This window comes from Pseudoalteromonas sp. T1lg122 (genome assembly GCF_002964825.1).
Classification (GTDB): Bacteria; Pseudomonadota; Gammaproteobacteria; order Enterobacterales; family Alteromonadaceae; genus Pseudoalteromonas; species Pseudoalteromonas gelatinilytica.
Window position 1 is genome coordinate 844,657 of the sequence record NZ_PQCG01000032.1, and the last position, 23,467, is coordinate 868,123.

At 40.7% G+C, this 23,467-nt stretch carries 22 protein-coding genes and 1 pseudogene; 17 read left to right on the plus strand and 6 right to left on the minus strand.

Annotation, left to right across the window (positions count from 1 at the left end; genetic code table 11):
• Positions 1-32: 32 nt before the first annotated feature.
• From nadC to yacG, 8 genes and pseudogenes are all read left to right on the plus strand, one after another.
• On the plus strand, positions 33-881 hold the full coding sequence (gene nadC / locus C2M33_RS16235) for a carboxylating nicotinate-nucleotide diphosphorylase (protein ID WP_105174898.1): 849 nt from the start codon (positions 33-35) through the stop codon (positions 879-881).
• A 493-nt stretch (positions 882-1,374) separates the two neighbouring features.
• Positions 1,375-1,794 carry a pilin gene (locus C2M33_RS16240; protein ID WP_105174899.1) on the plus strand — a complete coding sequence of 140 codons (420 nt, stop codon included), beginning with the start codon at positions 1,375-1,377 and terminating at the stop codon, positions 1,792-1,794.
• 49 nt (positions 1,795-1,843) lie between these two features.
• Complete coding sequence (locus tag C2M33_RS16245; RefSeq protein WP_105174900.1) at positions 1,844-3,172, plus strand: O-antigen ligase family protein; 1,329 nt, start codon at positions 1,844-1,846, stop codon at positions 3,170-3,172.
• A gap of 63 nt (positions 3,173-3,235) precedes the next feature.
• On the plus strand, positions 3,236-4,465 hold the full coding sequence (locus tag C2M33_RS16250; RefSeq protein WP_105174901.1) for a type II secretion system F family protein: 1,230 nt from the start codon (positions 3,236-3,238) through the stop codon (positions 4,463-4,465).
• 157 nt (positions 4,466-4,622) lie between these two features.
• Entirely contained in the window at positions 4,623-5,519 is an 897-nt protein-coding gene (locus C2M33_RS16255) for a prepilin peptidase (protein ID WP_105174902.1), read from the plus strand.
• Positions 5,520-5,521: 2 nt separating this feature from the next.
• On the plus strand, positions 5,522-6,121 hold the full coding sequence (gene coaE, locus C2M33_RS16260; protein ID WP_105174903.1) for a dephospho-CoA kinase: 600 nt from the start codon (positions 5,522-5,524) through the stop codon (positions 6,119-6,121).
• Between the two features lie 193 nt (positions 6,122-6,314).
• Positions 6,315-7,990, plus strand: a pseudogene (pilB, locus tag C2M33_RS16265) (type IV-A pilus assembly ATPase PilB).
• A 74-nt stretch (positions 7,991-8,064) separates the two neighbouring features.
• Positions 8,065-8,298, plus strand: a complete 234-nt coding sequence (gene yacG, locus C2M33_RS16270; RefSeq protein WP_105174904.1) for a DNA gyrase inhibitor YacG — start codon at positions 8,065-8,067, stop codon at positions 8,296-8,298.
• A 60-nt stretch (positions 8,299-8,358) separates the two neighbouring features.
• Here the strand turns inward: yacG and C2M33_RS16275 are convergent, their stop codons facing one another.
• Positions 8,359-8,886: a Spy/CpxP family protein refolding chaperone gene (locus C2M33_RS16275; RefSeq protein ID WP_105174905.1), complete on the minus strand. Its 528-nt coding sequence runs from the start codon at positions 8,884-8,886 to the stop codon at positions 8,359-8,361.
• A 171-nt stretch (positions 8,887-9,057) separates the two neighbouring features.
• On the opposite strand from C2M33_RS16275, the gene C2M33_RS16280 reads away from it, so the two are divergent.
• From C2M33_RS16280 to C2M33_RS16290, 3 genes are read left to right on the plus strand one after another with little or no spacing between them, the layout of a single operon-like run.
• A complete protein-coding gene (locus tag C2M33_RS16280; protein ID WP_054550979.1) occupies positions 9,058-9,747 on the plus strand; it encodes a response regulator in 690 nt (229 codons plus the stop codon).
• Between the two features lies 1 nt (position 9,748).
• Positions 9,749-11,134 (plus strand): ATP-binding protein, encoded by a 1,386-nt coding sequence (locus tag C2M33_RS16285; RefSeq protein ID WP_105174906.1) that lies wholly within the window; start codon positions 9,749-9,751, stop codon positions 11,132-11,134.
• Positions 11,135-12,073 (plus strand): alpha/beta fold hydrolase, encoded by a 939-nt coding sequence (locus tag C2M33_RS16290; RefSeq protein ID WP_105174907.1) that lies wholly within the window; start codon positions 11,135-11,137, stop codon positions 12,071-12,073.
• Here the strand turns inward: C2M33_RS16290 and C2M33_RS16295 are convergent.
• Positions 12,052-12,960, minus strand: coding sequence for a cation diffusion facilitator family transporter (locus C2M33_RS16295; protein WP_105174908.1), 909 nt, complete (start codon positions 12,958-12,960; stop codon positions 12,052-12,054). The genes C2M33_RS16290 and C2M33_RS16295 overlap by 22 nt on opposite strands.
• A gap of 101 nt (positions 12,961-13,061) precedes the next feature.
• On the opposite strand from C2M33_RS16295, the gene trmL reads away from it, so the two are divergent.
• Positions 13,062-13,526, plus strand: a complete 465-nt coding sequence (trmL, locus tag C2M33_RS16300) for a tRNA (uridine(34)/cytosine(34)/5-carboxymethylaminomethyluridine(34)-2'-O)-methyltransferase TrmL (protein ID WP_054550977.1) — start codon at positions 13,062-13,064, stop codon at positions 13,524-13,526.
• A gap of 104 nt (positions 13,527-13,630) precedes the next feature.
• The gene (locus tag C2M33_RS16305) at positions 13,631-15,514 is read left to right on the plus strand and encodes a sensor domain-containing protein (RefSeq protein WP_105174909.1); all 1,884 of its coding nucleotides are present in this window, start codon (positions 13,631-13,633) and stop codon (positions 15,512-15,514) included.
• 74 nt (positions 15,515-15,588) lie between these two features.
• Here the strand turns inward: C2M33_RS16305 and gpsA are convergent, their stop codons facing one another.
• From gpsA to C2M33_RS16325, 4 genes are read right to left on the minus strand one after another with little or no spacing between them, the layout of a single operon-like run.
• Positions 15,589-16,596: an NAD(P)H-dependent glycerol-3-phosphate dehydrogenase gene (gene gpsA / locus C2M33_RS16310; protein WP_063702911.1), complete on the minus strand. Its 1,008-nt coding sequence runs from the start codon at positions 16,594-16,596 to the stop codon at positions 15,589-15,591.
• A 3-nt stretch (positions 16,597-16,599) separates the two neighbouring features.
• Positions 16,600-17,088, minus strand: a complete 489-nt coding sequence (gene secB, locus C2M33_RS16315) for a protein-export chaperone SecB (RefSeq protein WP_063702908.1) — start codon at positions 17,086-17,088, stop codon at positions 16,600-16,602.
• Positions 17,089-17,128: 40 nt separating this feature from the next.
• On the minus strand, positions 17,129-17,386 hold the full coding sequence (gene grxC, locus C2M33_RS16320; protein ID WP_063702906.1) for a glutaredoxin 3: 258 nt from the start codon (positions 17,384-17,386) through the stop codon (positions 17,129-17,131).
• Positions 17,387-17,420: 34 nt separating this feature from the next.
• Positions 17,421-17,852, minus strand: coding sequence for a rhodanese-like domain-containing protein (locus C2M33_RS16325; protein ID WP_063702904.1), 432 nt, complete (start codon positions 17,850-17,852; stop codon positions 17,421-17,423).
• Between the two features lie 191 nt (positions 17,853-18,043).
• Between C2M33_RS16325 and gpmM the strand changes: the two genes are divergently transcribed.
• Genes gpmM through C2M33_RS16345 form a run of 4 tightly spaced genes read left to right on the plus strand, consistent with a single transcriptional unit; the run spans position 18,044 to position 22,829 of the window.
• A complete protein-coding gene (gpmM, locus tag C2M33_RS16330; RefSeq protein WP_063702902.1) occupies positions 18,044-19,588 on the plus strand; it encodes a 2,3-bisphosphoglycerate-independent phosphoglycerate mutase in 1,545 nt (514 codons plus the stop codon).
• A gap of 3 nt (positions 19,589-19,591) precedes the next feature.
• On the plus strand, positions 19,592-20,731 hold the full coding sequence (locus C2M33_RS16335; protein WP_105174910.1) for a murein hydrolase activator EnvC family protein: 1,140 nt from the start codon (positions 19,592-19,594) through the stop codon (positions 20,729-20,731).
• A 35-nt stretch (positions 20,732-20,766) separates the two neighbouring features.
• Positions 20,767-22,035, plus strand: a complete 1,269-nt coding sequence (locus tag C2M33_RS16340) for a S41 family peptidase (protein WP_082874025.1) — start codon at positions 20,767-20,769, stop codon at positions 22,033-22,035.
• Positions 22,036-22,070: 35 nt separating this feature from the next.
• Positions 22,071-22,829: a divergent polysaccharide deacetylase family protein gene (locus C2M33_RS16345; RefSeq protein WP_105174911.1), complete on the plus strand. Its 759-nt coding sequence runs from the start codon at positions 22,071-22,073 to the stop codon at positions 22,827-22,829.
• The last annotated feature ends 638 nt before the right edge of the window (positions 22,830-23,467 follow it).

Consider the following 23,467-nt stretch of genomic DNA (forward strand, 5'->3'; position numbering starts at 1 on the left):
GCCAATTTATTAATAAACAATGAGCTTTCGACATGTCAGTCCCTCACACTTTAATTAGCCAACTGGTAAAACTCGCCCTTGATGAAGATTTAGATTACCAAAGCGCAAATGACGGTGATATTACCGCGCAACTAATTCCAGAAAATGAGCTAGCTAATGCTAAGGTAATTACTCGTGAAGACTGTGTATTTTGTGGTAAAGACATTATTTTAGAAGTATTTAAGCAAGTTGATCCTTCAGTTGAAGTTGACGTAGTCGTAAATGACGGTGACAAAGTAGCTGCAAATAGCACACTATTTACAGCATCAGGCTCAGCTCGCGCAATTTTAACCGCAGAGCGCACTGCCCTTAACTTTGTACAAACCCTCTCTGGTACAGCAACAACAACTGCTCATTATGTAAAAGAACTTGAGGGCACGACTACGCAGCTACTCGACACGCGTAAAACAATTCCAGGTTTACGTGCGCTACAAAAATACGCTGTAAAATGTGGCGGCGGCGCGAATCATCGCATCGGCCTTTTTGATGCGTTCCTAATTAAAGAAAACCACATTGCTGCCTGCGGGGGTATTGATAAAGCTGTCGCTCAAGCTAAAGTAAACCACCCAGCCAAGCCAGTTGAAGTAGAAGTAGAATCACTTGATGAACTTGAACAAGCGATCACTGCGGGAGCTGATATCATCATGCTCGATAACTTTACTGTAGAGCAAATTCAACAAGCAGTTGTGCTTACAGATAAGCGAGCAAAGCTTGAAGTATCAGGCAACATGACACTTGAAACTTTAAAAGCCTATTCACAGGCCGGTGTTGACTTTATTTCAAGTGGCGCACTTACAAAAAATTTACAATCAATCGATCTTTCAATGCGATTTAACGGCTAAAAATTCTTTTATACGTATTTAATGTTTTACCTAATTCGTTGACAAGAAAATAAAAAAAGCATTAAATACGTAAAAAGCCTGAACAGATAACAAAAAATCAATATCTTTTTAGCGCTTTTGACTATTTTGTATACGCACGTCCTGAACCTACACAAGATTGCAATCAATTCAATAAGTTCCTGCAAGGATGCGGTGTCTATAAATAGTACAAATATGTGTAACTAAGCTTATTTTACATCAAACAAAGGTAGGAAAGTTCTGAAAAACTGCTTACTGAACAGGAAAATAGCTTCCAAAAACATTTATTGATGCTAAAGTAAATTTATACACGCTTAACCAGTAAGGTTTTTACTACTTTGTTAACATTTAAGCGTTAATAAAAGTTGTTTTAAGTAAAACTGTAAGATTTATCCTGTAAATTAAGCAATGGTTTTACAACGCTTAAGTTACAGCTAAACTTACTAAATCATCATATCCTTTAGGAGAGGAACAAATGACACAACAAAACCAACAGGGTTTCACCCTAATTGAATTAATGATTGTAGTTGCAATCATCGGTATTCTTGCTGCAGTAGCTCTTCCTGCATACTCTGACTACCAAGCATCATCAAAATTAACGGCTGGTCTAGCTGAAATTACTGGTGCAAAGACAGAGTTTGAAATCAAGAAAAATAACGGTGAAACAATTTCTGGTGTTTCAGATCTGAAAAGCATTAAAAACACTTCAACAAAAAATTGTACAATTTCAGCAACTAACTCAACAATTGTTTGTAAAGTTGTTAACGCACCAACTCAAGTAAACGGTGCAACAATCACTTGGACTCGTGATAATTCAACGGGAGAGTGGACATGTGCAACAGCTGGTATTACTGGAGATAAAACTCTAGCACCAAAAAGCTGCCCACAGTCTTAATACTTAATTTTGTTAAAGTGCCTTCTCAGAGGCACTTTAACTTTTCAAGATGAAAACATTTCCTTTTATAACAACTCTTTGTGTATTTTATTTCTTTTTAACACTTCTACCATTTATTCCAGTATTTTCTTTTGATTATCATAATCACCAAAGAATACTACAAGTAATTTTACTGTCTTTAAGTTCCATAACTTTTTTAATAAAACTCAGCGCACGCAAAAAACAGCTTTCAACTCCCATAATAAGCAAACTAATATACCTATTTATCATAATGGGGGTTATTTCATCTATTTTATCAAAAGAAGAAAATTTCAGTTTATTTTATACAATTCACTTTTCTTTCCTCTTTATACTTTCTTTAGCAGTATTTAATGACGAAAGTAAGAAGAGAACTCTCTATTTTATAGTCTCTATTGTAATCCTTCATAGCACCCTGGTATTAGTTTGCTTTTTGAATGTAATTTTCTCCATTGCTGACCAAGTACAGCTTAACCCATTTGTAATCTATCAAAATTTCATCAACATTCGATTTTTTAATCAAGTTCAAGTTTTCATAATACCTTTACTAATATTCTTATTGAAACATAAGGATATTAAACGCGTAGTATGCTTTTTTCTTACTTTAAACTTTCTCTTAATGTTTATAGGGCATGCAAGAGGTGCTTTATTAACTTTTATTATTATTTTATTGCTATCTCAACTTTTTGATAAACATCAAAGAAAAGATTACCAAATTGCATTTGTTTGCCTTTTAATCGGTTTTTTAAGTTATTACATCTGTAATGTACTTTTCAGCTTCGGTGAAACTTCTTTAAATACAAGCTCTTCAGGCAGGTTATTCATATGGCAAGAAACTATTTCTGAGTTCACCTGGCAACAACTTTTTATAGGCAATGGACCTGGAGTATTTCAAACCTCATTAGAAGGTCGAGCCCCTATGAGCCACCCTCACTCTTCTGTTATAGAGATTATTAACGAATGGGGCTTTTTAGCATTTATTTTTTTATCTTTAGCTATTTATTTAACAGTTAAAAATGCTGTCACTTATCTTGTAGTAAATAATGAAGACAGTTCGTCAAAAGCACTACTTTACTCCTTCATCTCTGGCCTTATATATTCTTTGTTATCAGGAGTACATGTAATGCCCGTTTCACAAACGTTACTATTTATTATATGGGGTCTACTGCTGGCTCGAACTTCAAATAAAGCTCTAGCATTCGTTAAGTTTAAAAGATGGAAATTAGTTTTTTTTGCTATCATAATAGCCGCAGTGTGGTATTTTTATGGATGGGTGGCTTTAGAAACCTATCAAAAAATGAACCCTGATACAGGTTATATAATTGGGCCAAGGTTTTGGTCTATCGCTCATAGATTATGAAATATAACAATCTAAACTTTCAGAATAATATTTTAAAACATTACAATAAGATGGGTTTTATCCATGGCTAAAAAACAGGAAGATAAAGACCTAGATACATTCCAATGGGTAGGTGTTAATGCTAGGGGTAAAAAGCTGGAAGGAGAGCTAACAGGGAGTAGTATTGCTCTAATTAAAGCTCAATTACGTAAACAAGGTATTACTCCATCAAAAGTAAAGCGTAAACCAAAACCTCTTTTCGGCATTAAAAGTGTACAAAAAATAACCCCAAAAGATATCGCATTAATTACTCGTCAAATTGCAACTATGCTTATGGCTGGTGTACCTTTGATTCAATCAATCGAGCTTATAGCATCAGGTGCGAAAAACAAAAGTGTTGCGAAATTAATGGATGAAGTTGGTGATGAAGTGAAAGCCGGTGTACCACTTTCTCAAGCTCTTCGAAAGCACCCTCGTTACTTTGATGACCTTTACTGTGATCTAGTTGCTTCGGGTGAACAATCTGGTGCGCTTGATAAAATATTTGACCGTGTTGCTATATACAAAGAAAAAGCCGAAGCATTGAAGTCAAAAATAAAGAAAGCTATGTTTTACCCTATTTCAGTAATTGTCATAGCTGTCATTGTTACTTCAATCCTTTTAATTTTTGTTGTACCACAATTTCAAGATATTTTTAGTGGCTTTGGTGCTGAATTACCGAGTTTCACTTTAATGGTGATTGGTATTTCGGAATTTCTACAAGAATACTGGTGGATAATACTCATCGCTTTTGTTGCATTTGGTTATGCATTTAAAGAAGCATTAATTCGCAGCAAAAAATTTCGCGATGCTAACGATAGAGCCATATTAAAACTGCCTGTCATTGGTATGATTTTGAATAAAGCGGCGGTTGCTCGATATGCTCGTACTTTATCAACCACCTTCGCAGCTGGTGTGCCCTTAGTTGATGCACTTGATTCTGCCGCGGGCGCTTCAGGTAATGCAGTATACCGTTATGCAATTTTAGAGATAAAAGCCGAGGTAAGTTCAGGTAACTTAATGAACTGGGCGATGAAAAACGCTAAAATATTCCCTGATATGGTCGTACAAATGGTGGCCATAGGTGAAGAGTCGGGCTCACTTGATGGCATGCTTGCTAAAGTGGCAACGATATATGAGCAAGAAGTAGATGATGCCGTTGATGGTTTATCAAGCTTACTTGAGCCTCTAATTATGGCTGTTTTAGGTGTGCTTGTCGGTGGTTTAATTGTTGCTATGTACTTGCCTATATTCCAATTAGGTTCGGTGATTTAAACATAGCTGTAAGCTGTAAGCTGTAAGCTGTAAGCTGTAAGCTGTAAGCAAAATTTTAAACGCTGATTGCTAGCTTGAAACATAAAATAAATAATAAGAATAGTTCAATACAGCGAAATAAAATCGGCCTTGAAATGGCCAGAAGTTAGGTATTTTAATGGAAAACTTTTTTCTTGATATAACCACTGCGATGCAAAGTCAGCAGTGGTTTTATTTTTTGACGGTGGGCTTAGTAAGCCTGTGTATTGGTAGCTTTTTGAATGTGGTGATTTTTCGTTTGCCACTGATGATGAAAAGAGAATGGCAAACTGAGTGTCGTATTGTATTGGCCGATGAGCTCAATTCAAAACAGCAAACAGAACAAGCTCCCTTTAATTTAGTAAAACCTAATTCAACTTGCCCTAAATGCAAAGCACCGATTAAAGCTTGGCAAAATATCCCTATCTTAAGTTGGCTATTGCTAAAAGGTCGCTGTGCAAATTGTCAAACACCGATTTCTGTACGCTACCCTATTGTTGAAATGCTTACAGCAGTTTTAAGTTTAATTGTCGCTGCTGTTTTTGGACCAACTAAGCTAGCTCTTCTTTATATATTGATTACTTGGGTTTTAGTCGTTTTAACCTTTATCGATATAGATCATATGTTACTGCCCGACCAACTCAACCTGCCACTCGTTTGGCTTGCGCTGATTGCGGCCACTATGGATATTACCATTGCACCGAGCGATGCGATTATCGGCGCTGCGGTTGGCTACCTGAGTTTATGGAGTGTTTACTGGTTGTTTAAGCTTGCTACGGGTAAAGAAGGCATGGGTTATGGCGACTTTAAACTTTTAGCCGTATTTGGTGCGCTTCTAGGTTGGCAAGATATTTTAACCATCGTGCTGTTATCAAGTGTTGTAGGTGCCATCATCGGCATTGCGCAAATCATCATTCAAGGTAAAGACAAAACTACACCAATCCCATTTGGGCCCTACCTTGCCATCGCTGGATGGCTAACCTTACTTTGGGGTGAGCAAATTCAAAGCTATTACTTTAACTATTTAGGTTACTAATTATGGCAAACTGGGTTTTAGGGCTAACTGGCGGTATTGGTTCAGGTAAAAGTGCGGTAAGCGCCATGTTTGAAGAGTTTGGCATTCAGGTGGTTGATGCCGATATTGTAGCCAGAGAAGTCGTCGAGCCTGGCTCACTTGGCCTTAAAAAAATTACTGAACATTTTGGTGATGAGATACTCACGAGTAACGGCACGCTTGATCGCGCAAAACTAAGAGCAATTATCTTTGCTGATGAATCACAAAAGCAATGGCTTAATAACTTATTGCACCCACTTATTCGAGAAACAATGCTGAGCCAATTAAAGCTGGCCACCAGCCACTATGTCATCTTAGTTGCTCCCTTACTTTTTGAAAACGGCTTAGAAAAATACTGCAATCATACCTTACTAATTGATGTTCCGGTTGATGTACAAATAACAAGAACAACAGCCCGAGATAACGTATCTGTTGAATTAGCTAAGCAAATTATCGCTTCACAAATGAGCAGATCTGATAAACAACAAAAAGCAGCTGACATTTTGGATAACAACCGCCCTCTTATAGAAGTAAAAGCTGATGTGCAAAAGCTGCACAAAAAGTACCTAATGCACTCTCACTAGGGTATTGATTTTATTTATAGATTCTCATGAATTAGAATCCTCAAAAACCAATACAAAAGTACCAAACCGCATTCTAAACAACTGAGTTTTAGGTGAATTTATTTTGCAATTTTCCTAAAATCAGACAAGACTGATGTAATAGCCTTACTTTTTCTGTTAGATTGTGGCAATAAAGGATCAATCTAGGTGCGCAATGAATATAAACTCACCGCTACTTCGAAAATTTATTACACTCGGTCGCATTGATGCAGAGACCGTAAAATCAAAGCAGCGCGAATATAACTCTACTGCAGAGCTTATTTCTAAAACATGTGGAATGGCTGGACATGAGCTCGCAGAGCAATGTACAGATCTTTTTCGTGTGCCTTATTTTGACATCAAAGACTTTGACGTTGCGAACATTAGCGAAGAACTTGTTAAAGACAAACTCATTCGTGAGCACCACATTCTACCTCTCGTTAAAAAAGGCCGTAAGCTTTACATTGCCGCCTCAGATCCAACCGACTACGGTGCCTTTGAAAACTTTGAATTTAGTACGGGCCTTTCATGTGAAGTGGTCGTTGTTGATTACACGCAACTTGAAAACAAAATCGAGCAATTACTTGATGCCGCAGGTGGCTTACATTTAAGTGAAGATGAGTTTAAAGAACTTGGTGAGCTTGAAACAGAAGCCCCTCGCGATTTAGCCAGCAAAGATGAAGACAAAGACGATGCCCCTATTATTGTCTACATCAATAAAATTTTGATGGATGCGATAAAAAAAGGTGCATCAGATCTACACTTTGAGCCTTATGAACATCGTTACCGTGTACGTTTTCGTATCGATGGTATTTTGCATGAAATGGCAAGTCCACCGAATAGCTTAGCGAGCCGCTTATCAGCGCGTATCAAGGTTATGTCACGACTTGATATAGCAGAAAAGCGAAAACCTCAAGACGGCCGTATTAAGCTTAAAATACTGAACGTAAAAGTATCGACTTCCGTGTAAGTACCTTGCCTACCCTTTGGGGCGAGAAAATCGTAATGCGTATTCTCGACTCATCAAGTGCTATGCTTGGTATCGATGTACTTGGCTATGAGCCAGAGCAGAAAAAGCTTTACATGGATGCACTTGATCAACCGCAAGGCATGATCTTAGTAACCGGTCCAACGGGCTCTGGTAAAACGGTATCACTTTATACGGGTTTAAATATTCTTAACCAGCCAGAGCGTAATATCAGTACTGCCGAGGATCCAGTAGAGATCAACCTTGAAGGGATTAACCAAGTACAAATTAATCCAAAGGCAGATATGACCTTTGCCAATGCATTAAAGGCTTTCTTACGACAAGATCCTGATGTGGTTATGGTGGGTGAGATCCGTGACCTTGAAACCGCTGAAATAGCAATTAAAGCGGCGCAAACGGGTCACTTAGTTTTATCAACCCTGCATACCAACTCAGCGCCAGAAACTCTTACCCGTCTTTTAAATATGGGTGTGCCTGCTTACAACGTAGCAAGTTCAATCAGTCTTATTATTGCGCAGCGTCTTGCAAGACGACTTTGTCCTAAGTGTAAAACGCCAGAAAAACTACCTGATGAAGAACTTATTCGCCAAGGCTTTGATAAAGACAAGCTTAGCGAGATACAACTGTTTGCACCAAAAGGTTGTGATAGCTGTACTGAAGGCTATAAAGGTCGAGTGGGTATTTACGAAGTCATGCAGATTACCCCTGAAATAGCACAAATTATCATGCGTGGTGGTAACTCACTCGAAATCGCAGAAGTATCACTTCGTTCAGGTTTTAATAACCTACGTTTATCTGGCCTGAAGAAAGCCGCCGATGGTGTTACTTCACTGGCAGAAATAAACCGAGTTACGAGTTTCTAATACAAATTCGTGACTGGATTATCAGCCGACTGTTCAGTAAGATCTGACAAAAGTGCTTATTTGAGAGTTATTCCATGCCAACAGTTGTAAACTGCCCAACATGCAAAGCCACAGTTGAATGGTCAGAGCAAAGTCCGCATCGTCCATTTTGCTCAAAACGCTGCCAGCTGATAGATTTAGGCGAGTGGTCGTTTGAAAACAATAAAATTTCTAGCCCAATTAGCAATGCTAATGATCTGAGCCAAGATATGATTGAGGATATCGAAGCGATGCTGGCGAAAAACGATGATTCATTCTTCAAAGAATAAAGCGGAACAATAAAAAATGCGGCATTTGCCGCATTTTTTAATAGTAATACCAATTCGCTTTTAGCCTTCTGAGCTTTCATCTCCTTGCTCGCCACGTGGACCATGGTGGCCCTTTTTGTGACCTTTTTTACGAAGGTGCTTTTTAATCTCTTGATAACTTTCGCGCTGTTCAGCATTCAAAACCTGCCAAATCGCATGGTCAGATTTCATTTTTAGCATTGCAAACTGCTCGCCTTTTTCTTGACGCGCTTTAATCAGTTCTAATGCTGCAGTTTCATCGAATGATTTCGCTGTTAATAATGCATCCATCTTGTCTTTATGTGCTGCACGAGCGGCTTTCATAGCACCTTTATCGCCACGCAGTGCTTCAAATTGTGTTTTCTGCTGTGCAAAAATCGCTTTAAGTTGCGTTTGCTGATCTTCGGTAAGTTGTAATTTATCAATACCACGCTCAGAAAGTAAAAAACGAGCCTGTGGATTCATACCACGGTTGAAGTCACCTTTCGCCATTGCTGAAGTAGCACCTACACTGGCTGCTGCTAAACCACAAACAAGTACGAATTTAGAAAGCTTATTTGAAATAGTCATAATCATTACCTTTTGTTGGGTTGTGCTCTGTTGTCGTTTCCGACTGATGGGTTAACTATAACTAATTCAATGCAAAGGAACGCAAACCAGTGTAAAGGTTGTGTAAAGATTCACTTTTACACAATTTACTGAGTAAAATAACCTTAAAGAAATAAATAGCTAGGTGTCAGAATGAAACTATTAATGATCGACGACGATACAGGATTGTGCGAATTACTCAGCGAGTACTTATCAGCACAAGGTTTTACAGTAGAGTGTGTTCATGATGGCGCTGAAGGCCTAAAACAAGCTATAAAGCATAACTACGAGCTTATATTGCTCGATGTGATGCTACCCTCTATGGATGGCTTTGAGGTGCTAAAGCAGTTAAGACAACATAAGCTTACTCCAGTGATCATGCTAACCGCGAAAGGCGAAGACTTTGATCGTATCTTTGGTTTAGAACTAGGCGCAGATGATTATATTCCTAAGCCATTTAACCACAGAGAACTACTAGCTCGCGTTAAAGCAATTACCCGTCGCATCGAACATATCAATAGCTTATCGAGCCAACAGGCCAGCTCATTGAGTGTCAACAGCATCAATGTTAATTTTGCCACGCGAGAAGCTTCTGTTAAAGACAATGTACTTAGTCTAACCGGCACTGAGTATGAGATCCTTGCCATGCTAGTACAACATGCCGGTGAAGTGATCAGCAAAGAACAAATAAGTGAGCAAGTCCTTGGTAGACGCCTTGCCCCTTTTGACCGTTCAATCGATATGCATGTCAGCAACATCCGTAAAAAGATTGCAGAACACGTTAGTAATGAACGAATCAAAACCATGCGTGGCAGTGGTTATGTATTAATACAAGGCGAATAATATGCAAACTCCAAGCTGGTTGAAGCATCCCCGCCACTATTTATTTTTAAAAATATTTGCTTGGTTTTGGGTCACCGTTATCGCCACTATCACACTATTGGTATTTTTAAGCCAACTAACGAGTAACGTGGGTAATGATGAGCTGCGAGGACCCATGCTTAAGAACCTAGAGTACACTGCTAAAAGTATTGAGCGTATTGTTGCTAAACACGGTGGCTCAACGCAAGATGTACTGTCACACCCACGCTTATCTAAACATAAGTTGCTGTACTTGAATGGTGAGGTGCATGGCGTTGAAATGCTCAGCCAACCAGTATCCAAAGAGATTGATTTAAGCTTGCTTAACTTCACCAAATATATGCGCCCACAAATTATTTTTACCGACGAATACCAAGCTTATGGACCTGTAGTTTTGAATGTGCCAGAGGGTAAGTTTTATCTTTATGAGATTGATGAAAAACGTAAAAAGCCGTTTTTTGTCAGCTTATGGCTAATGCCAATTTGGCTAAAGCTACTTATTGCTTTAATCGCCTCATTAATGCTGAGTTTCTTCTTTAGTCGTAACTTAATAGCTCCCATTAATAGTTTAAAAGAAACTGCAAAAAAACTGGCTCATGGTGACTTAACTGCCCGTGCCGATGTATCTCCTACGCGTCAAGATGAGTTAGGTGTACTTGGTCGTGACTTTAATACTATGGCAGTACAACTTGAGCAGCTTATTAGCGCTCAAAAACGATTACTAGCAGATATTTCCCATGAACTACGCTCACCATTAACGCGCTTAAAAATGGCAACAGGCCTTGCACAAATGCAAGCCGATGACGCTCAACACGCTTATTTAGAGCGTATTGAAAAAGAGGCTAATCAGCTCGATAAAATGATTGCCGATGTCCTTCAAGTTTCACGTTTAGAAGCCAAAAGCCAGACTCTGGCGTTAAGCACACAATCTTTACAAGTGATTGTTGATCATGTACTCAACGATGCTCAATTTGAAGCTAAGCAAAGTAATAAAGAACTTATTATAAATGGTACACTAACAGCCGATTTGAAGTGTGACGAAACCTTAATTGCCAGCGCGCTTGAGAATGTACTACGTAATGCCATTAAATACGCTGAACATTCAATCTCAATAGGCCTAGTTGAATCAGACGCTATTTACATCACCGTTTGTGACGATGGTAAAGGCGTTGATGAGGCAAATCTTGCAAGGCTCTGTGAACCTTTTTTTCGCCAAGAGCATGCTCGTGATAGAAACACCGGGGGCACGGGCTTAGGTCTTGCGATTGCAAAGAATGCTATCTCTGCACATGATGGTACACTAACACTTGAAAACCAAGAACATGGCGGATTGTGCGTAAACATCCGTCTACCTTTTAAGAGTGAGTAAATGTTTTACAGTAGCGAAGTAAGTCTTGTCAGTAACCTACCTAATATTAATCAGTTTTTCTCTGAGCAATTACAGCAAGACTTTCTGAGCACTGCTCACGGTAAGCTTTTTTACGGCTATGCGATCCCTCAGCAAGCAAAAACGGCTATCGTCATCAGTAGTGGCCGAATTGAGTCTCTGATTAAATACAAAGAGTTGCTATGGGAGCTATATCAAAATGGCTTTGCTGTTTTTAGTGTTGATCACCAGGGGCAAGGTCGCTCTTATCGTCATTTAAAAAACGCTCATAAGGGCTATGTAAACCGCTTTACTGATTACGCTGATGACTTTGCTGTATTTATAGAAAAAGTGGTGCAACAGCACTGGCAGGGAAAGCAGATTTTGCTTGGTCACTCAATGGGCAGTGCCATTGCCTATGATTACCTGTCGCGTTATCAACATCAATTTGCAGGGGCTTTTTTATCAGCGCCGATGTTTGATATCTATACCAAAGGGACGCCTAAACCTGTAGCAAAACTAGCTGCTAAAATTGCATCCTTACTTGGTCTCGGCCGCAGCTACGCACTTGGCCAACGCGATTATTTACCAGTCGACTTTGCAGCCAATGAGCTAACCAGTAGTGAAATTCGTTATAAATTGTTTAGAGAGCTGTATGCAGCAGAAGCTGATTTACAGCTAGGTGGCGTAACCTATGGTTGGCTTAATGCATCATTTGATTTTATTGCTTCTTTAGTCGATAAAAAAGTCGATATTCCTTTATTTATCGCCAGCGCCGAGCAAGATACTGTAGTCGATAACGCTGCACAATTTGCACTTAGCCATAGGCAAAAAGCACAACTGAAAACCTATGCGGGCGCTCGCCACGAGTTATTGTGTGAACGCGACGAAATTAGACAAGCAGTACTCAGCGATTTTTATCAATTTTGTGCAGAACTTTGACGTGTTTTCTTAACCACAGAAAGTGGGTCTAGGTGCATCAGAACATCCATTTCACAATCAAAATGCGTTTGAATTAATGCTTCTACTTCATCTGCAACTTGATGGGCTCTTATTAATGATAATGAGTCTTCTAACTCTAAATGCATCTGAATAAACTTAATTTTACCACCTTGGCGGGTGCGAATATCATGGGCGCCAAATACGTCTTGATGACTATTCACAATGGCCAGTATTTGTTGTTTCTCTTCATCAGGAAGCTCTTTATCCATTAAGTGATCAGCACTTTCACGAGCAATATCCCAGCTGTTATAAAGCAAGTAAACAGCCACACCTATAGCAAACAATGGATCGGCATAAGCGACACCGTACTTCGCTAACACAATTGCCAGTAGTACGGCCAAATTTAAAATTAAATCGCCTTTATAGTGAATCGAGTCTGCTTTAATGGCGATTGATTCGGTGTGATTGATCACCTTAGTTTGTACAAAGACCACTACGAGCGTACAAACAATAGCGAAAATACTTACCCAGATACCAAGGTCAGAATGCTTTAAGGTTACCGGGTTAAATAAGCGCTCAATACCATGAAACGCTAAGAAACAACCTGAGCCCGCTATAAAAGCGGCCTGTGCAAGCCCAGCTAACGCTTCGGCTTTACCGTGACCAAAGCGATGATCGTCATCAGCAGGACGCAGTGCATAGCCAAGCACTAAAAAACTCATCAGCGATGCGGTGATATCCATTAACGAATCAGTCAATGAACCCAGCATTGACGCCGAGCCAGATGCAAGCCATGCCCAGCTTTTTGCCGCAATCATTAAACTCACCATAACAATGGTGACTAGGCTGGCTGTTTTAACCCAAAACTCATAACTACGATGCTGCACAACAACTTACCTTTAGTGAGTAACTGTGTTGAGTATATCATCTTTTAATTCTAGTTCGTGTATACTCAGCAGCAGATAAAATCCTTTTAAATGAGATTCACATGCTTGATATTGTGTTGTACCAACCAGAAATTCCACCAAACACGGGTAATATCATTCGCTTATGCGCAAACACAGGTTATGCGTTACACCTAATTGAACCACTTGGTTTTGAGTGGGATGACAAACGCGTAAAACGTGCAGGTCTTGATTATCATGAGTTTAGCCATGTACAGCGCCATGCCTCGTTTGAAGCATATCTTGAAAAATGCCAACCGAAAAAAGTCTATGCTTGCACCACCAAGGGCAGTCAATTTCATCATCAAGCACAATACCAACCCGGCGATTGTTTAGTGTTTGGCCCTGAAACACGTGGCTTACCTGATGAACTCATTCAATCGTTGCCGAAAGAACAACGTGTACGCATTCCAATGCAAAAAGACAGCCGTAGTATGAACTTATCTAACTCAGTTGCTGTATTTGTTTATGAATCTTGGCGTCAGCTGGGGTTTGTGAACGGCCAATAACTCATTGAAAAAGCGCTTGTAATAAATATTTACTAATTGTTTAGCACGACCATTTTTTATGGACTAACCTAAATAGGTGAGTTTGTTCCTAAAGATGGATTTTAATGCGCTTTTTCGCCCGAGTATGCAGTATCATTTTGCTGATGCAGTACTTTTCTAGTGCTGCTTCTGCTGCTGTGCAGAATTCCTCTACCTCGCATGCCCCCAATACAACGCCCCTGTTACTGCTGCTCCTTTTAGCAATTGTCATCCTCATTGGTGCGGTTATCTATTATCAAAGAAACCAAAAGATGACGCTGATGGATGCCCTACTTTCTCAATCTAAAGATGGTATTTGGGTCACCGATGAACAGTTTCGGATTATCGAAATCAATAACGCATTTAGTGAAATATCGGGGTATAAAAAAGCCGACGTACTTGGCAAAAAATTCAAAGCATTAACGCAAGCTGGTCGCGATAAACAACTTGAAGAAATCATTCAACAAGAGCTAAGTAACGACGGTTATTGGTCTGGCGAAATTTGGAATTTACGCAAAGATGGGCAACCTTACGCCATTGATTTATGTATAACAAAAGTAACCACACCACGCTTTGCAAAAAGCTCTGTACGTTACGTTGGCATGTTTTCTGATGTCACTGCACGTAAGAATAATGAGCGAACTATGCTCAAGCTCACCACCAAAGACAGTGTCACGGGATTATCAAACCGCGCTATTTTTATAGAGTCACTTGAAAAAGCAATTAAAGCCTGTAACGACACTTACCCAAGCCTGTTGATCATCTTTATCGACATAGACAATTTCAAAAAGATTAACGATTCGCTCGGTCACACAGTTGGTGATGTACTACTAAAAGAAGTGGCCTGTCGTTTAACTGACTCACTAAATTCAGGCTTTACCATTGCAAGACTCGGTGCAGATGAATTTGCGGTACTCGTTCCGCCCTATCTTTATTCTGGCAAAACGGTGTTCTTCGCCAAAAAAACCGCTGACATCGTGCTTCAGCAGTTTAAAACCCCTTTTATGTTAGATGGTTTTGAGACCTCGCTATCAGCTTGCTGTGGTCTTGCTATCTACCCAGACAACGCCTACAACTGCGAAAACTTAATGCGCAGTGCAAATAGTGCTTTGAATCATGCAAAAAAAATGGGTCGTAATACATATCAATTTTTTGATAAAGACCGTCATACCCTCGACCCAACCGAGTTAACCAAAGAAAGCGCTTTATTCAGAGCTATTACCAACAATGAGTTTGAGCTTTATTTTCAGCCTAAGTTTGATGCCCAGCATAATCAGCTATACGGCTTTGAAGCTCTAGTTCGCTGGCCTCAAGAAGATGGCAGTGTGATTAACCCCGATGAGTTCATTCCGCTAGCCGAACAAAATGGTGCCATTATTCCGCTGACCCAGTTACTAATGGAGCAGCTGCTTAATCAATTGGCACAGTGGCGCAAACAAAGTATTTCGTTTGGTAATGTCGCAATTAATATTTCAGCCTTACACTTTCAGCAAAGTAGTCTTATTGAAACACTCATCGACAACTTAGCAAAATTTGACGTGCCGGCACATTGCTTAGAACTTGAGATCACAGAAAGCGCCATGATGGATAACCCTGAATTTGCAGAGCAGCAAATGAAGCGCATTAAATCAATTGGTGTGCACATCGCGCTGGATGACTTTGGTACGGGTCATTCATCACTCAGTTACTTAAAGCGTTTTCCGATCGATACGCTAAAAATTGACAAGTCCTTCGTAAAAGATATCGATAAGAATGAGCAAGATCGCAACATCACCGCCACCATAGTGCGGCTAGCTAAATATTTGGATATTAATGTGGTAGCTGAAGGAGTAGAAACTGAAGAGCAAGCCTACATGCTGCATATTATGGGCTGTCATTTTCAACAAGGTTATTATTACTGTAAACCACTAAAAGCTGAGCAAGTCAGCGAATTTATTAATGATACGCTAGAAAAGCAGCAGTCTAGCTAGTGGTTGCAACTGTACATTAAATAAAAAACGCGATTAATAAATCGCGTTTTTTATTTAACAGTGCACAATTTAAATTATTCAGATTTTTGCTCACGACCAAGTAGTGCCATCGCAGCTTCTTTTACATCTTTATTTTCATAAAGCACTTTGTAAATTTGCTCCGTTATTGGCATTTCGATACCAGTACGCTCAGCAAGTAAATACACTTCTTTAGTATTTCTATAGCCTTCGACAACCTGACCAATAGATTCAATCGCTGCTTCTACGCCTTCACCTTTACCAAGAGCAAGGCCAAAACGACGGTTACGAGATTGGTTATCTGTACAGGTTAAGATCAAGTCACCGAGGCCAGCCATACCCATGAAGGTATCTGAACGAGCACCCAATGCACAACCTAAACGACACAGTTCAGCTAAACCGCGTGTGATCAACGCTGTACGAGCGTTGGCACCAAAGCCAAAGCCGTCAGACATGCCTGCGCCAATCGCAATAACATTTTTAACTGCACCACCAAGCTGTATACCAATGAAATCATCATTGTTATACACCCTAAATGAACGACCACAGTGTAAAAGATCAGCCAGCTGTTTAGCGAAATCTTTCGAGGTCGACGATACTGAAATAGCGGTTGGTAAACCCATTGCCATTTCTTTGGCAAAAGTAGGCCCAGAAAGCACAGCCAGTGGAATATCATCCCCTAACTCTTGCACTGCTACTTCTTGCAGTAAACGGCCAGTATTAGGTTCTAAACCCTTTGTCGCCCACGCAACTTCGGCGCCTTCTAACAACCAAGGTTTAATTTTTTCAAGTGTGCCAGCAAAAGCATGACTTGGCACAACAACAAGAATGATCTTGCTTGCTTTAACTGCCGTTTCTAAATCAGCTTCTAGTTGAAGCGTATCAGGAAAGCTAACATCAGGAACATAACGTTGATTCTTTCGCTCAGCTGCAAGCGTGGCAACGTCATCGCTATTGCGGCCCCACAAAGTCACTGGGTGGCCATTTCTGGCAAAGCAAATAGCAAGGGCGGTGCCATAAGACCCCGCCCCTAATACTGTAACAGCTGATTGTGCTGTACTCATAGCTTATGCGTCTGCAGTTGCCTGTTGGTCTTGAGCAGCACGTTGTTGCATGTATTGAGCAAATAGTGCGTCAAAGTTAACCGGCGCTAAGTTTAATTGTGGGAAAGTACCACGGTTAACTAGATTTGATACAGCTTCACGAGCGTAAGGGAAAAGTACGTTCGGGCAGAAAGCACCTAACATGTGCGCAAGTTGAATTTCTTCTACTTCACCGATAGTGAAGATACCTGCTTGTTGGATTTCACAAAGGAATGCAGTTTCTTCACCGATTGAAGCCGTTACAGTTAACGCAAGAACAACTTCAAACACACCTTCTTCTAATTTGTTAGAACGAGTATCTAAGTCAAGTTTAACTTCTGGTGTCCATTCTTTTTGGAAAATAGCAGGTGAATTAGGCGTCTCAAAAGAAACATCTTTAGTGTAAATGCGTTGGATTGAGAATTGAGCGCCTGCTTGTTGTTCTGCTGCTGCGTTTTGGATTTCTTCGTTCATTGTAATTCCTAACTTGTATTCGTTTTTATAATTTAATTTATTAAGCGTTAAGCTTTGCGTCTAAAAGGCCTTGCGCTTCAATTGCCATCATGTCGTCACAACCGCCGATATGTTCATCATTAATGAAAATTTGCGGAACTGTGTAACCACCATTTGCTTTGTCGATCATTTCATCACGACGCTCAGGGTGAACACCAATATCGATATTCGTGTAGTCTACACCTTTGCTGTCTAATAAAGCCAAAGCGCGTTGGCAGTATGGACAATATGCTTTTGTGTAAAGAACAACATTACTCATAATAATTCCTCTATCGGGCTGTTAGCAGTGTTGATTAACGACCGGTTGTTGTAGGTAAGCTAGCTGATTGCCAAGCACCCATGCCGCCCGCTAATACATAAACACGCTCAAAACCTGCTTTATGCATTGCAGTTGCGATACCTGAGGCAGTCATGCCCGTGGTACATACTAGTATAATGGGTTTACTCTTAAACTTTTCAAGGCTTGAAAAATCAGATTGTTTTGCTTTTTCTGGATTTAAGTGAGTTGCACCAGCAATACGGCCAGAGTTAAACTCTTTTTGTGCACGCATATCAACCACTTGACCATCTTCACGATTAATTAGCAAGGTAAGTTGCTGTGGGTTGATTTGACGAATAGCCGAAAATTTACTTTTAAACCAACTGCTGATCAGCATTGCAACTAATGCTAGCCAGATAATACTCAGAACCGGATGATTTGAGATAAATTCAATATATTGATCCATGCGTTTTCCACTAAGAAATTAGGTACCACAGCGCATAGCCATGGGTTAATTAAAATTTGCCACGCAAGTATACGTGCTTGAATTGAAAATGCTAGGGCGTGAAATATTTTAATATGACATATTGATAGCTGATCAAAACCATAAAACACGGTATGCTAGTGATATATAAGTGCCAATCTTCAGGAGCTATAATGACAGAGCATAAAAAACCATTGGTATTAATGATCTTAGACGGTTGGGGATACCGTGAAGACACAGAAAGTAACGCCATACTTGCTGCTAATACCCCAGTACTCGACAACCTTTGGGCAACGCGTCCACATACATTAATTTCAGGTTCGGGACTTGATGTTGGTTTACCTGCAGGACAAATGGGTAACTCTGAAGTAGGCCACGTAAATTTAGGTGCTGGCCGTATCGTTTATCAAGATTTCACGCGTATCACTAAAGCCATTGATGATGGTGAGTTCGATAGCAACCCAGCACTTGTTGATAATATCGACAAAGCAGTAAATGCAGGCAAAGCCGTGCATATCATGGGCCTTTTAAGCCCAGGTGGCGTTCATAGTCACGAAGACCACATTGTTGCGACGATCGAACTAGCTGCTAAGCGCGGTGCAAAAGAAGTTTACTTCCATGGTTTCTTAGACGGTCGAGACACGCCACCACGCAGTGCAAAAGCCTCAATTGAGCGTATCGAAGCTGTATTTGCTGAACTTGGCTGTGGCCGTTTAGCAACGCTTGTTGGTCGTTATTATGCAATGGACCGCGATAATCGTTGGAATCGTGTCGAGCTTGCTTATGACGTTATGGTAAGTGGCATTGCTGAATATAGCTACACAGATGGTGTAACCGCACTAGAAGCTGCTTATGCACGTGACGAGAATGATGAATTTGTTGCTGCAACAACAGTAATACCAGAAGGCCAAACAGCAGCCGAGATCAATGACGGCGACACTGTTATCTTTGCTAACTTTAGAGCTGACCGAGCACGTGAAATGACTCGTGCCTTTGTTGATGCTGACTTCAGTGGTTTTGATAAGAAAAAATCACCACAGTTAAGCGCATTTGTAATGATGACTGAGTATGCAGCAGACATCAAAGCACCGATTGCGTTTGCACCAGAACCTCTAACAAATGTATTAGGCGAATGGTTAGAGAAACAAGGTAAAACACAGCTACGTATTTCTGAAACAGAAAAATACGCACACGTGACCTTTTTCTTTAGTGGTGGCCGTGAAGATGAATTTGTTGGTGAAACGCGCGAACTTATCCCTTCACCTCAAGTTGCAACATATGATCTGCAACCAGAAATGAACTCAGAAATGCTAACCGATAAACTTGTTGAAGCAATCGCTAGCGGTAAATACGATGCCATCATCTGTAACTACCCTAACGGAGACATGGTAGGTCACTCAGGGGTATTCGAAGCTGCAGTGAAAGCATGTGAGGCAGTCGATCACTGTATTGGTCGAGTGATTGCTGCACTTGAAGAACATGGCGGTGAAGCGCTGATCACAGCCGATCATGGTAATGCCGAACAAATGGCTAACCCGGCTACAGGGCAAGCACATACCGCACACACAAGTGAGCCAGTGCCATTTATTTATGTTGGCCGTGATGCAACACCACATGACGGTAAAACATTAAGTGATGTAGCACCAACCATGCTTCACCTACTCGGCTTAGAGCAGCCAAGTGAAATGACTGGTAAACCAATCATGACGCTGAAATAAGCTATGAGTAAATGTATTAACCACTTCCTTAAAACTGGTTTAATACTGACTTCATTAGTAACAACTCCGGTTGTTGCTAATGAAGATCAAACCAAAAAAGACTTATCTGATATTCAATCAGCTTTACAAAAAACAGAGGCTGAACTTAAAGGTCAACGCAAGTCTATTGCCCAGATGCGCAAAGATCTTCGCGCTCATGAACTCGACATCGCTAAAAATGCCAAAGCATTAAATTTGGCAGCACAGTCAGTTAAAGAAAACGAACAACAACAACGCGAACAACAAGCTAAAGCTGAACAACTTAAAGAGCAGCAAGCACAGCGACAGACCTTATTAGCTGCACAACTAAAAAGTGCCTACATGGCGGGTAGCCACGACTACTCAAAGATGCTGCTTAGCCAGCAAGACACGGCCAAAATTGAGCGCACACTAAGTTATTACAATTACCTCAATAAAGCGCGAATCGAACAAATCGAAGAGCTCAAAGCACTACAACAAGAAATTGCGGATAATCAAGCTGAACTTGAGAAAACCAAACAACGCCTACTAGCCTTATACGACGAACAAAATAGACGTCAGCAAGCTTTAGTCAATGCACAACAAGAACGTAAAACTAACCTTCATAAACTCCAGTCAGCGTTAAAAGAAACGAAGAGCTCAATTGATTACTTAAAAGAAAATGAGCAAACCCTAATTACTGCCATCGAAGAGCTTGAACAAGAGCGAAGCGAAAAAGTTGAGTTACTCGGCTTACAAAGTAGCAAAGGTAAACTCGACTGGCCAACCAAAGGTGATTTGCGCCATCGTTTTGGGCAACGTAAACACGGCAACCTAGATTGGAAAGGCGTGCTGATCAGTGCAAAAGAAGGCAGTAATGTTAAAAGTGTTCAGAACGGCCAAGTCGTTTACGCTGACTGGCTAAATGGCTTTGGTTGGGTTATCGCTATTGATCATGGCGATGGCTTCATGAGCTTGTACGGCCATGCTCAAACGTTGCTTCGCGATGTTGGCGACCTTGTTAGAGAAGGCGAAACGATAGCTTTAGTCGGTCAAAGCGGCGGACAACCCGATCCTGGTCTATACTTTGAAATACGCCACAAAGGACGCGCAGTAAATCCTGTAAAATGGTGCAGACGCATTTAATTGATTAAATAGCTGCACCCAATGAGGAGCAGCTGATGCTAAACACAACTTACTCTTACAAAGCGCATTTATCCCCAGCTAAGTATGTCACTCAGCTGTCTTTTATATTACTTGTCGGCTTGCTATGGCTGATGCTGCAATCGTTTCAAGCTATTGCAAAACCCTCGTTAAAGTCACTACAGCATCAGCAATTAAACGAAATCCTGTTTAATATTCACACCTACTATGTTGATGATCTTAAGCTGCAAAACTCATTTGTAACTCAGCCAGATAACTTACAAGTTGAAGCGTTATTTTCACGCCTTGACCCATACTCAAAGTATCTGGATGAAACGGAGCTTGATGCTATTTTCAGTAGCACAAATGGTAGATACACCGGGCTCGGTATAGAGGTAAAAGTCGAAGAGGGTCGTGTATATATTGTGAATACTATAAATAATTCACCGGCAGCGCTTGCGGGCCTTCAAGTGAATGATGAAGTCATAGCGATCAATCAACAGCCTATTTTGGACAAAAGCATCGAAGAAGTGGCCAAGTTAATTCGTCAAAGCGGTCAAAGCGCTGTTGATGTTGCTGTTAAAAGAGAGAAAGAAACCGAGTTAAACTTCTCTATTAAGCGCCAGCAAATTAACCTAGAAAGCGTGCGTGGCCATTTAGCAGATACAGGCGTTGCGCTTATCAGTATCAACGCATTTAACAATCACACATTGCATGATGTTGCTCGCGAAATTGCGAAAATGCAAATCACCAATAGCTTCCCACTTTCAGGTTTAATCATTGATTTACGCGATAACCCCGGCGGTACATTGCAAGGGGCCGTTGAAGTCGCCGATCTGTTTTTAGATAACGGCACCATAGTATCAACCAAAGGTCGCTTCAATGAAGCTAATCAGAAATACCAAGCTCACAAGGGCGACATACTCAGTGGCGCGCCTATTGCTGTTCTGATTAACGAAAACTCAGCCTCTGCGGCTGAAATACTTGCAGCAGCACTGAGAGATAATCAACGGGCGGTGTTAATTGGCGAAACCTCATTTGGTAAAGGCTCAGTGCAATCGTTGATACCATTAGGTAACGGTAATACCGCATTAAAACTGACTACCGCACGTTATTACACACCTTCGGGTCAATCTATCGATGGGAAAGGGATCACCCCAGATGTGAGTATTAATCAAACAATGCTTTCAGAAATTGACCAAGGCGTTATAATAAAAAACATCCAAGAATTGGCGCTTTTTAGCTCACTTCTAGATAGACAAGACAAAAAGCAACTTACAGCAAAGCAACTCGTTATTATGCAGTAAGTAAATGCTCACAACGGATATAATAATTACAAAAAGTGAATCTAAAAACAGGCTTATTACTCGCCGTATGTTGCCTACCGCTATTTTGCCAAGCAAAGCAAATAGCTATAGTAATCGATGATATAGGCAATCATCAGCGCGATCTTGAAATATTAAACTTACCAGGGCAAGTGACTTTCTCAATCTTGCCCCATACTCCCTATTCGCAAATATTTGCTGAACGAGCTAGTAAAACTCATAAAGAATTACTTTTACATGTACCAATGCAAGCGCTTGATAAAACTAAGGCGCTTGGTCCTGGTGCACTCACGGACACCATGACTAAGTCAGAGTTACAAACAACCCTTGGCCACGCGTTAGCCTCTTTACCACAAGTAAAGGGGGTCAATAACCACATGGGATCTGAGCTAACACAGCTTACAGAGCCAATGAAATGGACGATGGAAGTTTTAAAGAAACGTGGTTTGTACTTTTTAGACAGCCGTACAACGAGTCAAAGTGAAGCACAAAACATTGCTAACCTGTATGGTGTGGCTAATGTATCTCGCAATGTATTTCTTGATAACAATATCACCCAAAGCCAGCTACAACATCAACTTGAAGAACTAAAAACCAAAGCTGAGCACTTCAACTACGCAATCGCCATCGCCCACCCCTACCCAGAAACCGTTGCATTTCTTCAGCAAGCACTCCCAAAACTACAACAACAAGGCTTCGAGCTTGTTCCCCTGTCACAACTAGTCGAAACAAAATACATTCAACTAGCCAAAGCAGAGCAAAGACAAGGGGAATGAGTGTTATAAACGGGAGTGGTGAGTTAGCGAGTTAGCAAGGGGAAAGTTGCAAGAGTAAAGTTTGGAAATATTGCGTAGGTTGGGTAGAGCGAAGCGAAACCCAACATAAACACAGAGCTATCAGCGATCAGCCGCGCGGTGGGGTTGTTTTGTACTGCGTCTCCCTCTGCTCTAGGTTTTAGGCTCTAGGCTCTAGGCTCTAGGCTCTAGGTAAAGTGTACTTGTAGGAATAGCTTTAGCCATGAATGTGTTTGTTATGGTCTAGATTCGGCACTGAAGTACCTCCTACGGGGTTTGTTGCTGAGGGTGACTCAGTTACCTAACAACCCGGTAGATCAACTGACATCTAATATCTGACGTCTGAGATACGCATCTCGTAGGAATGGCTTTAGCTATGAATGTAGTTGTTAAGGTCTGAATTCGGCACTGAAGTGCCTCCTACGGGGTTTGTTGCTGAGGGAGACTCAGTTACCTAACAACCCGGTAGATCAACTGACATCTAATATCTGACGACTGAGATACGCATCTCGTAGGAATGGCTTTAGCCGTGAATGTGTTTGTTATGGTCTAGATTCGGCACTGAAGTACCTCCTACGGGGTTTGTTGCTGAGGGTGACTCAGTTACCTAACAACCCGGT

Coding starts and splice junctions, on each gene's coding strand:
- nadC (WP_105174898.1), top strand. CDS start 33: ATGTCAGTCCCTCACACTTTAATTAGCCAACTGGTAAAACTCGCCCTT.
- C2M33_RS16240 (WP_105174899.1), top strand. CDS start 1,375: ATGACACAACAAAACCAACAGGGTTTCACCCTAATTGAATTAATGATT.
- C2M33_RS16245 (WP_105174900.1), top strand. CDS start 1,844: ATGAAAACATTTCCTTTTATAACAACTCTTTGTGTATTTTATTTCTTT.
- C2M33_RS16250 (WP_105174901.1), top strand. CDS start 3,236: ATGGCTAAAAAACAGGAAGATAAAGACCTAGATACATTCCAATGGGTA.
- C2M33_RS16255 (WP_105174902.1), top strand. CDS start 4,623: ATGGAAAACTTTTTTCTTGATATAACCACTGCGATGCAAAGTCAGCAG.
- coaE (WP_105174903.1), top strand. CDS start 5,522: ATGGCAAACTGGGTTTTAGGGCTAACTGGCGGTATTGGTTCAGGTAAA.
- yacG (WP_105174904.1), top strand. CDS start 8,065: ATGCCAACAGTTGTAAACTGCCCAACATGCAAAGCCACAGTTGAATGG.
- C2M33_RS16275 (WP_105174905.1), bottom strand. CDS start 8,886: ATGACTATTTCAAATAAGCTTTCTAAATTCGTACTTGTTTGTGGTTTA.
- C2M33_RS16280 (WP_054550979.1), top strand. CDS start 9,058: ATGAAACTATTAATGATCGACGACGATACAGGATTGTGCGAATTACTC.
- C2M33_RS16285 (WP_105174906.1), top strand. CDS start 9,749: ATGCAAACTCCAAGCTGGTTGAAGCATCCCCGCCACTATTTATTTTTA.
- C2M33_RS16290 (WP_105174907.1), top strand. CDS start 11,135: ATGTTTTACAGTAGCGAAGTAAGTCTTGTCAGTAACCTACCTAATATT.
- trmL (WP_054550977.1), top strand. CDS start 13,062: ATGCTTGATATTGTGTTGTACCAACCAGAAATTCCACCAAACACGGGT.
- C2M33_RS16305 (WP_105174909.1), top strand. CDS start 13,631: ATGCGCTTTTTCGCCCGAGTATGCAGTATCATTTTGCTGATGCAGTAC.
- gpsA (WP_063702911.1), bottom strand. CDS start 16,596: ATGAGTACAGCACAATCAGCTGTTACAGTATTAGGGGCGGGGTCTTAT.
- secB (WP_063702908.1), bottom strand. CDS start 17,088: ATGAACGAAGAAATCCAAAACGCAGCAGCAGAACAACAAGCAGGCGCT.
- grxC (WP_063702906.1), bottom strand. CDS start 17,386: ATGAGTAATGTTGTTCTTTACACAAAAGCATATTGTCCATACTGCCAA.
- C2M33_RS16325 (WP_063702904.1), bottom strand. CDS start 17,852: ATGGATCAATATATTGAATTTATCTCAAATCATCCGGTTCTGAGTATT.
- gpmM (WP_063702902.1), top strand. CDS start 18,044: ATGACAGAGCATAAAAAACCATTGGTATTAATGATCTTAGACGGTTGG.
- C2M33_RS16335 (WP_105174910.1), top strand. CDS start 19,592: ATGAGTAAATGTATTAACCACTTCCTTAAAACTGGTTTAATACTGACT.
- C2M33_RS16340 (WP_082874025.1), top strand. CDS start 20,767: ATGCTAAACACAACTTACTCTTACAAAGCGCATTTATCCCCAGCTAAG.